Source organism: Abditibacteriota bacterium (assembly GCA_017552965.1).
GTDB lineage: Bacteria > Armatimonadota > UBA5829 > UBA5829 > UBA5829 > RGIG7931.
The window spans coordinates 1-14,542 of record JAFZNQ010000074.1 but is presented as its reverse complement, the minus strand read 5'-3'; the positions used below and the strand labels follow the sequence as shown (position 1 = coordinate 14,542).

12 protein-coding genes are annotated in these 14,542 nt (G+C 61.7%); 5 read left to right on the top strand and 7 right to left on the bottom strand.

Annotated elements, in window-relative coordinates; translation table 11 throughout:
* Window positions 1–857: 857 nt before the first annotated feature.
* From IK083_06455 to gatC, 6 genes are all read right to left on the bottom strand, one after another.
* Entirely contained in the window at window positions 858–2,375 is a 1,518-nt protein-coding gene (locus tag IK083_06455; protein MBR4749193.1) for a tetratricopeptide repeat protein, read from the bottom strand.
* Window positions 2,376–2,392: 17 nt separating this feature from the next.
* A complete protein-coding gene (locus IK083_06450) occupies window positions 2,393–5,134 on the bottom strand; it encodes a cation-translocating P-type ATPase (protein MBR4749192.1) in 2,742 nt (913 codons plus the stop codon).
* Between the two features lie 15 nt (window positions 5,135–5,149).
* Complete coding sequence (locus tag IK083_06445; protein ID MBR4749191.1) at window positions 5,150–6,565, bottom strand: hypothetical protein; 1,416 nt, start codon at window positions 6,563–6,565, stop codon at window positions 5,150–5,152.
* A 61-nt stretch (window positions 6,566–6,626) separates the two neighbouring features.
* Window positions 6,627–8,072, bottom strand: coding sequence for an Asp-tRNA(Asn)/Glu-tRNA(Gln) amidotransferase subunit GatB (gene gatB, locus IK083_06440; protein MBR4749190.1), 1,446 nt, complete (start codon window positions 8,070–8,072; stop codon window positions 6,627–6,629).
* Between the two features lie 12 nt (window positions 8,073–8,084).
* Complete coding sequence (gene gatA / locus IK083_06435; protein MBR4749189.1) at window positions 8,085–9,548, bottom strand: Asp-tRNA(Asn)/Glu-tRNA(Gln) amidotransferase subunit GatA; 1,464 nt, start codon at window positions 9,546–9,548, stop codon at window positions 8,085–8,087.
* Window positions 9,549–9,556: 8 nt separating this feature from the next.
* Window positions 9,557–9,844, bottom strand: coding sequence for an Asp-tRNA(Asn)/Glu-tRNA(Gln) amidotransferase subunit GatC (gene gatC / locus IK083_06430; protein MBR4749188.1), 288 nt, complete (start codon window positions 9,842–9,844; stop codon window positions 9,557–9,559).
* A gap of 174 nt (window positions 9,845–10,018) precedes the next feature.
* Here gatC and IK083_06425 point away from each other — a divergent pair, with 174 nt between their 5' ends.
* The 3 genes from IK083_06425 to IK083_06415 are packed head-to-tail and all read left to right on the top strand — an operon-like array spanning window position 10,019 to window position 11,993.
* Complete coding sequence (locus IK083_06425; GenBank protein ID MBR4749187.1) at window positions 10,019–10,804, top strand: hypothetical protein; 786 nt, start codon at window positions 10,019–10,021, stop codon at window positions 10,802–10,804.
* 12 nt (window positions 10,805–10,816) lie between these two features.
* Entirely contained in the window at window positions 10,817–11,542 is a 726-nt protein-coding gene (locus IK083_06420; protein ID MBR4749186.1) for a prolyl oligopeptidase family serine peptidase, read from the top strand.
* A 13-nt stretch (window positions 11,543–11,555) separates the two neighbouring features.
* Complete coding sequence (locus tag IK083_06415; GenBank protein ID MBR4749185.1) at window positions 11,556–11,993, top strand: hypothetical protein; 438 nt, start codon at window positions 11,556–11,558, stop codon at window positions 11,991–11,993.
* A 95-nt stretch (window positions 11,994–12,088) separates the two neighbouring features.
* Here IK083_06415 and lepB read toward each other — a convergent pair whose 3' ends face one another.
* Complete coding sequence (lepB, locus tag IK083_06410) at window positions 12,089–13,030, bottom strand: signal peptidase I (protein MBR4749184.1); 942 nt, start codon at window positions 13,028–13,030, stop codon at window positions 12,089–12,091.
* Between the two features lie 114 nt (window positions 13,031–13,144).
* Here lepB and IK083_06405 point away from each other — a divergent pair, with 114 nt between their 5' ends.
* Together IK083_06405 and IK083_06400 are read left to right on the top strand one after the other, a co-directional pair.
* Complete coding sequence (locus IK083_06405) at window positions 13,145–13,570, top strand: zinc-ribbon domain-containing protein (protein ID MBR4749183.1); 426 nt, start codon at window positions 13,145–13,147, stop codon at window positions 13,568–13,570.
* The gene (locus IK083_06400; GenBank protein MBR4749182.1) at window positions 13,554–14,522 is read left to right on the top strand and encodes a hypothetical protein; all 969 of its coding nucleotides are present in this window, start codon (window positions 13,554–13,556) and stop codon (window positions 14,520–14,522) included. Before IK083_06405 ends, IK083_06400 begins: the two co-directional genes overlap by 17 nt.
* Window positions 14,523–14,542 lie beyond the last annotated feature (20 nt).

Genomic DNA, 14,542 nt, shown 5'->3' with positions numbered 1-14,542 from the left:
GGCAGCGGCAGGCGCATCGCGCCTGCCGCTGCAAGCGTTTTCATCGGGCGGACGGCGAGCCCGGGCCGGCCGGGGATGCGGAAACGCTATTGTCCCGTTCAGTAATAACGTCATCTCGGCGCCCTGAACGAAGTGAAGGGCGGTAAGAGATCCCCCTGGAAAGAACCGCGAGCCACGATCACGGACCAAGCCCAACGGGACAGAAAAAAACGCTCTCATGCGCCTCTCGTCAGTACCCGAGGACCGGGTCCTCCCCATTTGCCCTCTCTGTCTGCGACAGAGCAGGGAACGGGCAAACGGGTCCCTCCCGAGATCCCTTCCCGGAAATGGCCGAGCGCTAAAGCGCTTGTCATGTGGCCATTTCCGCCGGGATGACGCGGGGGTGTAGCGCGAGCCAGGGCCGCGGACCGGCCGGGGCGGCGGAAACGCTATTGTCCCGTTCAACAACAGACGTCACTTCGGCGGTGAGGGCTCATCGAGCCCTCACCGGTAAGAAGTCCCCTGTAATGGAACCGCGAGCCACGATCACGGACCAAGCCCGACGGGACAGAGAAACGCCCTCTCATGCGCCTCTTGTCGGTACCCGAGGACCGGGTCCTCCCTGCCCCGCGATACGGCCCCTTCCAATGCCCTCTCCGGCGGTGAATATGATGCCGTGCCGGGGCCTTTCCGACAGTCTGAAGGGGATCTCTTACCGGTTTTCCCGACGGGAAAACCGCCGAGATGACGTTCTGACTTGACCGCCGGGCACCGGTTCCGCCGGGATGACAAGGTTTTCCCCCTGCGGGGCCATAGACCTCGCAGGGGGAAAACTGCGTCACTCTGAAAATAAGCCATCGGCGGGGGGCCGGCCGGGCCTATTGGCACTGCTCCAGCCAGCGGTCGAGAAAGGCTCCGTCCACGCCCTTGGGCAGCTTTTCTTTGGCAGTGGTAAAGTAGGCCCGGGCGTCTTCCTTTTCTCCCTTGGCCAGGAGTATCTCGCCGTAGTAGGAATAGATGAGATAGTTGTCGGGGTCCATGTCCAGCATCCTGCTGACTGCGTCGATGGCCTTGTCATACTCTCCCAGGTCCAGATATATGTTGGACATGGCGTCCAGCAGGGGGACCATATCGGGCATATACTGCAGCAGGGCTTCTCCCACGGCGGCCGCTTCCTTTTTGCGGCCGGAGAGGGCCACCGACTTGAGGCTGTTGAGGAGCACCACCGGGTTGTCCGAGGACAGCTTGAAGGCGTTGCGGGCGGCTTCGGCGGCCTTTTTTTCGTCGCCGGCGAAGTAGTATTCGTCAAAGAGGGCGTTCCAGCAGCGCACGTCGTCGCTGTATTTGCGGGCCAGGGCCTCCAGGGCGGAGGTCCTTTCTTTTTCGTCTGTGAGCAGCTGGGCCAGCCTGATGCGGCTCAGCACGTCGTCGGGCTGCAGCTCCACCGCCTTTTCAAAGGCGGCCTTGGCGTCGGCGTCGCTGCCGGTCTCGTAGAGGCATCTGCCCTTCAGTTGCCAGGCCATATAGCTGTCGGGCGCCTTTTTGGTGATGATATCCAGTATCTCCAGGGCGCTGCCGTAGGAGCCGGTCTCCAGCATGTTGAACACTATGTCAAAGAGCTCAAATTCCTCCAGCCTGGTCTGCTCGTCGTCTCCGGCGGTGGCGGCGTTGTCAAAGTCCATGCCTCTCGCCTCCGTCTCCTTGAGGGCGTACATGCTGAGTATGACCCGGCCGTGGTTCATCTCCTTGTAGAGGTCGGAGATGGCGTAGATGCTGTTGAAGACGCCCACCAAAGCCTTGCCGGAGGTGACCATGCTGCCCAGAGGGGCGTTGTCGCTGCGGGACAGGTTGGTCAGGAATATGCTCTTCACGCTGCCCACCTCCACCAGCGAGCCGTAGGAGGTCTTGAAGCTGACGAATTCGGGGAAGAATTCGTCGCCCTTTTTGACCCGGTCGATGCCGGTGACCGTGGCGGAATAGCGGCTCCTGAGGGTCCTCATGTGGTACATTTCGCCCACGGTGGCTATGCCTATGCGGCCTATGTCCTTGCTGCTGCCTATCTGCATATTGCAGGGCAGCTTTTCGGGCAGCTTCAGCAGGGCCAGCATGGTCTCCTTGTCGGCAAACACGGTCTTGCATTCGTAGGCCTTGCCTGTGAACGCGGACAAAAACACGGGCCTGTCGTTGACGCAGCCGTGGTCCGCGTCATAATTCTCATACACCGCGATGGTGGGGCAGATCACGTATTCGCCCCCTCCCACCACCACGCCGTTGGACAGAGTGGTGCGGGTGACTCCTATGCTGTACACGTAGCCCAGGGCCGCGCGGCCGGAGGCCTGTCCCCAGGCAGCCGCCGCCAGTATCAGCAGGCAGACCGCCGCAGCAAGTTTTTTCATGATGTATCTCCTTGGTGTCAGTCTCTGTTGCCCGTCAGCCACTTCCGCAGCAGGTCAGCCGGGATGATGAGGGCCGAGAGGCAAAGGGTCACGGCCAGCTGGGAAAAGCTGAGGCCGAAGCAGCGGAATATGTGTCCGCCCCAATAGGTCATACACAGCTGTATGACGCATATGCCCAGGAACACGCAGATAAAGCTGACGTTTTCGCCTATATGGCTGAATATCTTCATGCCTTCGGTCCTGGCGTTGAACATGTTGAACAGTATGGTAAAGATATAAAAGGTAAAGTAGGCCGTGAGCAGCTGGTCGCCGGTGGCTCCGGCGGAGCCGAAGATGAGCCTCCGGGCAAAGCCGGTCCCCAGAAACACCATGCTGACCAGGGTGAGATAGAGGCCTCCGAACAGGATGGAGGCGCCCATCTTCCGGGTGATGATGTTCTCGTTGCGGGGCACGGGCTTGCGCTTCATGTAGCGCCGGAGAGCCGGCTCGGTGCCAAAGGCTATGGCGGCCAGGGTGTCCATGACCAGGTTCACCCACAGCATCTGGGTCACGGTGAGAGGCGAGGAAATGATCTTTTCCATGCTCTCGCTGACAAAGGGCGTCAGGATGGGACAGATGAGATTGATGAGCACCGCGGACACGTTTACCGTCAGCTGAAACACTATAAAGCGCCTGATGGAGTTGAATATGGTCCTGCCGTACAGCACGGCCTTGGCTATGGAGAGGATGTTGTCATCCAGGATGACTATATCCGAGGCCTCCTTGGCCGTCTCCGTGCCGCTGCCCACGCCAAAGCCCACGTCGGCTCTGGTGAGGGCCGGGGCGTCGTTGACTCCGTCGCCGGTCATGGCGGCCACCAGCCCCAGCTGCTGGGTGAGGACCATGAGCCTGTATTTGTCCTGAGGCAGGGCCCGGGCCACCACCCGCAGGCGGGGTATGACTGCCTTCACCTCGTCGTCGGACATGGCGTTCAGCTCGTTGGAGGTCAGCACCACGTCCTCGCCGCCGGTGAGTATGCCGCATTCGGAGGCTATGGCCTGGGCGGTCTCCCGGCGGTCGCCGGTGATCATGACCACCTGCACCCCCGCGTCGGTGAGCTCCTTCACGGCGGTGATGGCGGCGGGACGGATCTCGTCTCTGATGGCCACGTAGCCCAGCAGCGCCAGATCCTCCCGGAGAATGTCCTCGCAGGTCAGGGCGGCGGGCTTGTCGGGGCAGATGGCCACGGCGATGACCCGCACCTGGCGGGAGGCCAGATTGTCTATCTTTCTCTTCAGCTCCCGCTGCATCTCCTGTGTGAGGGGCTGCCGGTTGGCGTCTCCGTCAAAATACCAGGGGCAGGAGGACAGCACCTCGGGGGCCCCCTTCAGGAGCACCAGGTCCCTGCCGTCGGCTATGGTGACCTCCTGGGCCGAAAACTTGTAGGAGGAGTTGAAGAGGATGGCGGCCTTCTTTTCCACGGGAAAATCCACCTTTTGCCGCCAGGCCCACAGGGCCAGGGCCTTCTCGGTGAGATTGCCGCCTATGACCTTCACCTCTCCCTCTCCGTCCTCGGAGACCTGGGAGGAGGTGTTGGAGTTGATGCTGAGGGTCAGCAGGTCCCGCAGGCTGTGGGGTATGTCCTCAAACAGCATGTAGTCCCTGCCCTGCCCGTCGAAGAAGCTGATGACCTCCAGCCGCCCTCTGGTGATGGTGCCCGTCTTGTCGGAGTAGAGCACGTTCAGGGAGCCGGCGGTCTCGATGCCGGCCAGCTTCCGCACCAGCACGTTGGAGGAGAGGAGCTTTTTCATGTTGAGGGACAGGACCAGCATGGTCATGAGAGGCAGTCCCTCGGGCACGGCCACCACCACTATGGTCACGGCCAGGATGCAGGCCTTGACCAGGTCCGCCACCACGTGGCCGCCGTTCACCGCGGAGAAGTAGGAGGACACGGGCAGCTCCGTGTCCTGACAAAAATCAAATATGGTGGCCGCCATGTATATGAGGGCTATGGCTATGGCCAGCACGTAGCCGTATTTGGCTATGAAGCCGGCCAGCTTTTCCAGCTTTACGTTGAGAGGGCTCTTTTCCTCTCCCGCCAGGGCGTCCGCGGTGGAGCCCATCAGGGTCTCCCGGGCGATCCTGTGGACCACCATGACCCCGGCGCCGTCGCACACCACCGAGCCCCGGTGCAGCTTGTAGGGGTTCAGGAGCACGCTGCCCTCCACGTCGTATTCGTTGCTGTCCCAGCTGCGCTCCCAGTTGATGCTGCCCTCAAAGGTCCTCTTTTCGCAGGGCTCGTTTTCCCCGTTCAGGGCCGCCAGGTCCGCGGAGAGGCAGCCGTCGGCCAGATAGCCGTCGGCGGGCACCTTGTCTCCGGACTGCAGCACCACCATATCCCCCCGGACTATGTCGTCCACGGATATCTCCTGCAGCTCGCCGCCCCGGAGCACCTTGACTTCTATCTTGGAGGCCCGGTTCTGGAGCCGGCGGAACTGGTTTTCGGCGCTGTATTCGGACAGGGTGCCCAGCAGCACCGCCAACACCACGGCCACAAAAATGCCTATGGGCTCGTAGAATTCCACCAGCCTGAGGAAGGCAAACACCGTCTCCAGTATGAACGCCACCAGCAGTATGTCTATCATGGCGTCGCCCTTGATGGTCTCCCACACTGCCTGCAAAAAGGTCTTGGAGGGAGCGGTCTCTATCCTGTTGGTGCCGTATTTTTGGCGGGAAGCCTCTACTTCTTCGGGTGAGAGGCCCTTCAGCTCTTCGTTCATATCTTCCGGGTCCTGTTATCGTTTGATCTCAAAGCGGTCCTTTTCGCCGTCCTTATACCATGCGAGGGGTATATCCGCATCGCAGTTCACGTTTTCCACGATGACGTTCTTCATATCCGAGTCCGACATGCAGAGGACCGCCGGGGCGTGCTTGCCGTCGGCAGTGTAATACACGTCCTCCACCCGTATGTTTTCCAGAGTGGCTCTGGGAGAATCGGGCACGGGATAGGGCCCCCGTATGGCGTCGTATTCCGCCTGTCTGGAGGGGTGGTAGATAAAGACGTCGCTGACGGCGTTGAAGCCGCACCACAGGGCGGGGCCGCCGTCGCTGTGCACGTGTATGCCCCGGGCATGGAGGTTCTTCACGCAGCCGCACAGATTGATGGCGGTGCGGGCCCGGGTGAACACGTTGTCTATGGAGATGTCATGCATGTCACCGGGCTTGCATCTCATTTCCGGACTGAAGCGGAAATAGTCGGGCAGGTCGTCGCCTATCCTGAAGCACATCTGGGACTGGGCCTCCTTGCCGGGGCGGCTGATCTCGAAGATGTTGCTCATGCTGATGTTGTACACCTTGCAGCCCTTGTGGCACAGCAGGCGGATCAGGGCGCACATGCTGGTGATGCCCCGTATGTCCCTGACGGTGATGTCGTGGACGTCCAGCTCGCTGCCCTCCACGTACCACTGCTTCGCCTCCTCGCGGGTGGACATGGAGCAGATGGCTATGAAGTCGTCGCCGGTCTCCCCTTCTATGTTCTGTATGAGTATGTTGCTGCAGCCCATGCTGATGTCTATGCCGTCCTGGTTGCGCCAGGTCTCGTGAGTGTCCAGGGCGTGGCGGGTGAGCCTGAGATGCATATCCCGGATGACTCCGTTGCGGCAGAAAAAGGCGAGGAACACGTACCAGCGCTGGTCCCGGCACTCCAGGCCGGACACCTCAAAGTCCTCCACGTTGTGGAGAAATATCAGCAGATTGGCAAATTTGCTGGGCAGGCCGTTTTTCTCGCTGGTAAACTCGTTGAGGCCGTTGGGCAGCCCTCCGTCCAGCACGGCTCCGTTTTTTCCGATGAGGCGTATGTTCCTCTGGGTCCCCTCCGGGGTGTTGCCCTCGGGGGTGTAGGTCAGGCTGTTGCGGAACATGTTGTCAAAGACCCCGTCGGCCATCCGCAGCCGGCAGCCGTCCAGTATGACCGTCATGTCCGACGGGAGCAGTATGCATTTTTCGATGTCCCAGACATTCTTGCCGGTGCGGGCGTTGGTCCGGGGCACCACCACCTGTCCCAGGCCCTTTTCCGCCGCCAGGTCCACCGCGGCCTGTATGGCCGCGCTGTCCGAGGAGGCCTTGATCTCCGGGTCGTTGGGGGTGACGCAGCTGCCGGCAAAAGCGGCGCCGGCGGCGCAAAGCAGAAACAAACCTATGGCAATGATCATTGTTATCCTCTCAAAGGCGCCGGGTGAGCGCCTGTCATCAGCTTCCCTGAGGCCGCCCGTGTCAGCCCAGCTTTTCCTTCAGTATCTTCCCCACCACGGCGGGGTTGGCCTTGCCCTTCATCTCTCTCATGACCTGGCCGGTGAAGAAGCCCATGAGCTTGGTCTCGCCGGCTCTGAACCGGTCCACCTCCTTAGGGTTGGCGGCCAGTATCCTGTCCACGCATTCCTCTATGCTGGAGGTGTCGGACACCTGCTCCAGGCCCTTCTCTTTGATGATGGCCTCGGCAGCCTTGCCGGTGGCGAACATCTCGCCGAAGACCTGCTTGGCGGCGTTGCGGTTGATCTTGCCGGAGTCCATGAGCTCCAGCACCTTGTTCACGTCCTCGGGCCGGATGCCGCATTCCGCCAGAGGCCTGCCGGACTCGTTCACCAGCTTCAGCAGCTCGGTCAGGATCCAGTTGGCGGCAGCCTTGGGGTTGGCGGCCAGACGGGCCGTGCGGTCAAAGAAGTCCGCCAGGTCCGGGTCGTCCACCAGCACCTCGGCGTCGGTGAGGGGCAGGGAGTAGTCCTTCACGAAGCGGTCCCGCTTGGGGATGGGCAGCTCGGGTATCTGAGCCCGGACCTCCTCCACGTATTCGTGTGAAAGCCTGATGGGCACCAGATCCGGCTCGGGGAAATAGCGGTATTCCTGGGCGGATTCCTTGGTGCGCATGATGGTGGTCTCGTCCCGGGCGTCGTCCCAGCGGCGGGTCTCCTGCACTATCTTTTCCCCTTCCTCCAGACAGGCTATCTGGCGCTTGATCTCGTAGTCGGTGGCCAGATGCACCACCCGGAAGGAATTGAGGTTCTTCAGCTCTGTCTTGGTGCCCAGCTTGTCGGAGCCCTCGGGCCTCACGGATATATTGGGCTCGCAGCGCATGGAGCCCTCCTCCATGCGGCAGTCGGAGATCTTCAGATAGACCAGCAGCTGCCGGAGCCTCTGCACGTATTCCCGGGCTTCCTCGGCGTTTTCGATGATGTCATAGCCCTCGGGGGCCGGGACCTGGGTGACTATCTCCATAAGGGGAGTGCCGGAGCGGTTGTAGTCCACCAGGGACTTGCCGCCCTCTATGTGGAGCAGCTTGCCCGTGTCCTCCTCCATGTGCACCCTGAGAATGGCTATCTTCTTGATGCGGCCGCCGGAATTGATCTCCAGATACCCGTTGTAGCCTATGGGGCTGTCATACTGGGTGGTCTGGAAGTTCTTGGGCAGGTCGGGATAGTAATAATTTTTCCGGTGAAAATAATTCTCGTAGTTGATCTTGCAGTTCAGGGCCAGGGCGGCCTTCAGCATGAACTCCACGGCCCTCCTGTTGACGGAAGGCAGGGAGCCGGGCATGCCCGTGCACACGGGGCAGCACCGGGTGTTGGGCTCTCCGCCGAAATCCACCTTGCAGCCGCAGAACATCTTGGAACGGGTGGCCAGCTCCACGTGGACCTCCATTCCTATCACAGCATTGTATTTCATATTCGTTCCCCCCTATAACGCCGGCTTTTTCCGGAAATCCGTGGTCTGCTCGAAGGCGTAGGCAGCCTTCAGCATGGTCTCTTCTCCCAGAGCGGGAGCCATGATCTGCAGGCCTATGGGCAGCTGGCGGCTGTCAAAGCCGCAGGGCAGGCTCATGGCGGGGATGCCCGCCAGGTTGGCGGGGATGGTGCAGATGTCCGCCAGCTTCATGGTGTAGGGATCGTCCGTCTGCTCCCCTATGCCGAAGGCGGTGTCGGGAGAGGTGGGCGATATGATGACGTCATAATCGGCGAAGACCCGGTCAAAGTCCTCCTTGACCAGGGTGCGCACCTTCTGGGCCTTGAGATAGTAGGCGTCGTAGTAGCCTGCGGACAGGGCGTAGGTGCCTATCATGATCCTCTGCTTCACCTCGGGGCCGAAGCCCTCGGTGCGGGATTTTTTGTACATGCTGAAGGTGTCCACGGACTTGTCGGACCTGTGCCCGTATTTCACTCCGTCGTAGCGGGCCAGGTTGGAGGAACACTCGGCGGGAGCGATGATGTAATAGACGGGCAGGCCGTATTCCACGTTGGGCATGGACACCATGTCCACGGTGGCTCCCAGAGCCCGGAAGCGTTCCATGGCTTCGCTGACGGCCCGGCGTGTCTCTTCGGCTATGCCCTTGCCCATGAATTCCCCGGGCACGGCTATCTTCATGCCCCGCACGTCTCCGGTGAGGGCCGCGGTGAAGTCGGGCACAGGGGCGGGCAGGGAGGTGGTGTCCATCACGTCCCGGCCGCAGATGGCGTTGAGGACCAGGGCAGCGTCGGTGACGTCCTTGGTCATGGGGCCTATCTGGTCCAGGGAAGAGGCAAAGGCCAGGAGGCCGTAGCGGGACACTCTGCCGTAGGTGGGCTTCAGGCCCACTATGCCGCAGAAGGAAGCGGGCTGGCGTATGGAGCCGCCGGTGTCGGAGCCCAGGGCAAAGGCGCACTCATCCGCCGCCACGGCGGCGGCGCTGCCGCCGCTGGAGCCGCCGGGGACCCGGGACAGGTCCCAGGGGTTGCGGGTGGGGAAAAAGGCGCTGTTTTCACAGGAGGAGCCCATGGCAAACTCGTCCAGATTGGCCTTGCCCGTCATGAGCACCCGGCCGTCAAAGAGCTTTTGGACGGCGGTGGCGTTGTACACAGGCACGTAGTCCGCCAGTATCCTGGAGGCGGCGGTGGTGAGGACGCCGGCGGTGGACATGTTGTCCTTGACGGCGCAGGGCACCCCGGCCAGGGGGGGCAGCTCTTTGCCCGCGGCCAGGTCCCTGTCCACAGCCTTCGCCTGCTCCAGCATGGCGTCGCAGGTCAGGGAGATGTAGGCCCTGACCCTGTCTTCTGTGGCGGCGATGCGGCCGGCAAAGCTCTCCGCTATTTCCTCGGCGGAAGCCTGCCGCGACCTGATGAACCCGGCTATCTCGTGAGCCGTGAGAGTATAGAATTCGTTGTTCATATGCGCCTCTAATCCGTGTCAACTATCCTGGGGACCACAAAGCACAGGTCCTGGGTGTCGGAGCCGTTCTGCACCACTTCCTCGGGGCTGAGAGAGGGACGGACCTCGTCCTCCCTGAACACGTTGTACATGGGCACGGCGTGGCTGGTGGGCTTCACGCTGTCGGTGTCCAGGGCCTGCAGGCTCTGAAAGTTGTCCAGCAGCTTGTTGATCTGCTCGGTGAGCTTTTCCGCGTCGTCCCCCATTTCCAGCCTGGAAAGGTGGGCTATGGCGGCTATATCTTCCTTGGTAAGCACTGTATATCCTCACAAACGGCCAAAGGCCTTATTATGCAACTTGGTCACACATAATTTATTATAACAGATAAAGGGGAAAATATACAAACGGAAAGGCCTTCCAAAAGGGCCGGCAAAATCCGCAAATATCCCGGCCGATGTGCTATAATAGAGGCGGAAAAAGGAGAAACTATAGTGATCAGACTGTGCTTGCTGCTGCTTTTGCTGCTGCCCGCCGCCGGGGCCTGGTGTGACAGGAAGCCCTTTGACCCGGACAGCGTCACCTACGCCAACATCAGGGACTACGTATATACCAACGCCCATATAGTCCGCCGGCCCGTGCGGGGCATCTACGTGAATTTTCACGGGGCGGGCTATGAGGGCACCAGAGACGAGGACTCCCCCTCCGCCCGGGCCTTTGCCGAGGCGGGGGTGGTAGAGATATTCCCCTACGGCACCCAGAACAGCTGGATGAAGGCCTCTGTCGCCAGACAGGTGAGGCGCTGCATAGACGTGATACGCCGGGAGCACCATATCCCGGACACGGTGCCCATGGCCTTCGGAGGCTGCTCCATGGGAGGCTTTGCCGCCCTGACCTTTGGGATATTTTCGGGCATCAGGCCCGTGTGCATAGCGGCCAACTGCCCGGTCACAGCGCCCATGGACTGGGTGGACTTTCAGCATCCGGGGCTGGAGCCCGGGGCCCTGGAGGGCATATTGCTGCCCCTGTCCGTATTGAAGCGGCTCCCCAAGACGGACTATCTCTTCCTGTCCGGGGTCAACGACCCCATACCGGGACTGGCGGACAACACGGCCCGGCTGGCGGAGGGCCTGAGGCAGAGGGGCCTGAGGGCGGAGCTGTATGAGGGCCCCATAGGCCACTGCGGCGCCACGGAGGAGATGACCGTGGCCTACACCCGCTTTATATTCGAGCATTTCGGCCTGGACACCCCGGGCAACCCCTACGGCTGCTGGTACTGAAAGGAGACGAGCATGAAGACCATACCCGAGCAGATCATCTGCGCCGACAATATGAGAAGTTTTTGCTACACCAACGCCCATCTGGTGACCCGGGCCCGGGGCATCCTGCTCACCCTCCACGGCAGAGGGGACCCCGGCACCCTGTCGGACTCTCCCTGGGCGGAGCTGCTGGCCGAAAAGGGGATAGTGCAGATATTCCCCTACTACGACCCCTGGGCCTGGCTGAACAGGAGCGCCGTCAACCTGTGCGACGCCCTCATAGGCGTGATATGCAGCCGCTTTGGGCTGGGAGAGGAGCCCCTGCTGGTGTGCGAGGGCGGCAGCATGGGGGGCCTGTCGGCCCTGCTCTACCCCATTGTGGGACGCTACAAGCCGGCGGCGGCCGCGGCCAATTGCCCCGCCTGCGACCTGGTGTATCACTACTCCGCGCGGCCGGACCTGCCCCGCTACTTCGTGTGCGCCTACGGCGGCGGGGAGGAGACCGACGTGGAGGCGGTCATGAAGGCCCACTCGCCCATGCACCGGCTGGAGGAGCTGCCGGACATACCCATACTGCTGGTCCACGGCCTGGCAGACCCCATGATAGCCGCCGGGCCCAACTCGGAGACCTTTGCCCGACGGGTCAACGAAAGAGGCGGCAGGGCCGTTTATATACCCGTGGAGGGCATGGGCCACTGCAACATGCCCGAAGAAACGGCGAAGAAATACAACGACTTTATACTGTCGTTTTTTGCGTAGAGGGAGGAAAATGATGAAGCAAATATTCGCGCTGCTGCTCCTGTGCAGCCTGTGCGTCTGCGCCTGGAGCGCGGACTGCCGCATCATGGGCGGCGGCTACGAGGCCTTTTTGGTGAAGGCCGGCTCCGCCACCCTGAGCCGGGAACAGAGAGCCCGGGTCATACAGGAAAGGATGAACGACGTCATGAGCCTGGAGCAGGCCCCCATGATGCGCCTGCAAAAGCAAAAGGACGGCTCGGTGATGCTGTGGGCCGGCAATATTTTCATAGCCACCGTGGGCAAGAGAGACGCCGACGCGGGCCCGGGCACCTGCATGCAGATAGCCCAGAACTGGGCCCAGGGCATCAACTCGGCCTACGCTCTGGCCGCCGCCCCCCGGGGCAAGCCCGCGGACGCGAAGCCCAGCCCCTCACTGAAGACCAAAAAGCCCACCAGACACTATAAGAAATAGGAAAGAGAAGCCCCGGCAGGCGCGCTGCGTCTGCCGGGGCTTTTGCAATAACGGGCCTTGCGGCGGCGCTCCCGCGCCGCCGCAAGACCTCTATCCTACCACTCGGTTTCTGCTCCTTTGTCAAAGGCGGTGCCCAGGAACACGCCGCCCTTCTGCCTGCCCACCACGTCCTCCAGGCGGATAAAGCCAAAGTCTCTGGAGTCCTCGGAGTTTTGCCGGTTGTCCCCCAGGACAAAGAGATAGCCGGGGGGCACGTTGATGACGGTGCCCACGTCGGTCTCGGTGACGGCGGCGGCAATATCCCGGGGGAGCATCATGCGCCACCAGGCGACCCGGGTGTCGGGATAGTCGGTGTAGGCGCCGGCCAGCCGGGCGTAGGGCTCGGACAGCAGCGCGCCGTCCACGTATATCCCCTGGCGTATCTCAGCCTTTTTTCCCAGCAGCGAGGAGAGCCCCTCGGCGGAGATGACGAAAGCGCCGGGGTCTGTGAAGATGCCATTTTCGGACACCCGGTAGCGGACAAGCTGAGGGTAGCCCAGCCCGGTCATCACCCGGTCGGGATCGGCCTTTTTGCCGTCCACAAAGAGGGTGGGCCCCAGGATCTGCAGCTGTTCGCCGGGAAGGGCAATGACCCTTTTCAAAAACACGTCTCTGGTGTCCAGTCCCAGGAAAAACTCCCTGAGCTTTCCCTTCAGGGTGACGGGCTCAAAGTAGGGCTCGCCGTAACGCGGCACCTTGACCATCACGGTCTGCTGCCGTTTGATGGGGGCAAAGCGGTAGTAGAGCTTGTCGCAAAACACCACCGTGCCGGGCCGGACGCCCGGGGCCATGGAAGCGGTGTTGATGTAGTAGCTCTCCACCAAAAAGGGCCTCACTATGCCAAAGGACAGGATGAGTATCACGCTCACTATGCAGCAGGCGGCGCTGACGAACCGGCTCTTTTTGCGGGCCAGTATGCCCGCTGCCAGCAGCGCCACCGAATATACAAATACAGCTACGGGAGCCAGACGCCCGAAGCTCTGTGATAACACGTCCATGACTCGCAGCCTCCTTGAAATCGTTCTTTATTCATTATACCACGGTTTGTTGCCTGAGAGTTCCGATTGTGTTATAATAATAATCAGAAAACCAGCGGGAGGAACACAGTCCCTATGAAAAGATGCCCCCAGTGCGCAGCCCCCAACCCCGACAATGCCAAGCGCTGCTTCAAGTGCAGGACCGACCTGGCGGGAGTAGAGATATCCGCCCCGGCGGAGCCGGTGACCGAGGAGCAGAGAAGGGCCGAATTTGCCCTGATCATGGCGGGCTTTTTTGCCCGGGCGAAAAACGCGGCCGTCGCCATGACCCGGCGGCGGGAGGTGATGGTGCTCATACTCATAGTCATAGGCGTCTGCGGGATCATGCCCTCCCTGAAGGGCGGCTTTGGAGTGAAGCTGGCGGTGTGCGCCGGCGGACTGCTCTTCTGGTACTGCTACTCTCTGGGGGAGAGGCTGGCAGGCACCCTGGAGCTGATGAGGCGGGAGAGGCTGGTGGCCTTTCTCACCAAAAAAGAGGACTCCGATGACCTCGAGAGATAGAGTGCGGGCGGTCCTGGAAGGCAAAAAGCCGGACAGGCCGCCCTTCAATTTTTGGATGGACCGGGACGCCATGGCCCGGCTGGACCGGGAGCTGGGAGAGGACTTTCGCATCTCTTATTTCGGCGCCGACGTGATCGAAGCCTTTGGTACGGCGGACCTGTGCCCCGGCCGCAGGGCGGAATACGTGTTTGACGGCAAGACAGCCTGGATGACCCGGGGCAGGATAGACTCCATCGAAGAGACCCGGGACCTGGAGCTGTGCGACCCCGCCGACCCCGCCATCTACGCGGACATAGAGGCCAAGCGGCGGAAATATCCGGACAAGGCCATCTTTACCCTGGTGACTGTGCCCCTGGGACTGCTGAACTCCCTGCTGCTCCCGCAGGACCTCATGGAGGCCATGGCCCTCTCCGGCGGCGTGATAGACCGGTTTCTCGCCCGGGCCTGGCCCGTGATGCGGGAGATCATCCGGCGGGTGTGCGCCATGGACATAGACGTCCTGTATCTGGCAGAGGACTTTTGCATGAATACGGGCATGATGTATTCGCCCCGGATGGTCAGGCGCTTTCACTTTGACTACCTGACAGAGGCCGTGGACATAGCCCACCGGGCCGGGAAAAAGGTCTTTTACCACACGGACGGCAGAGTCATCGAGGCCCTGCCCCTCATCCTGGAGCTGGGAGCCGACGGACTCAATCCCCTGGAACCCCGCTACAACCCGCCGGAGGAATTTTTGCAGGCCTCGGAGGGCAGGCTCATGCTCTACGGCGGCATGGACAACACCCGCATACTGCCCATGGGCACCCCGGCGGAGATAGAAGAGCACGTCCGCAGGGTGTATGAGGCCTTTGCCCCCACCGGGCTCATCTTCTCCAGCCACGACATCCCCGGCAGCGCCCCCCTCGGGAACATCGAGGCCATGACCCGCGCCATCAAAGCCATCCGGCCGTAAGGCTTACGCCCTCGGCAGGC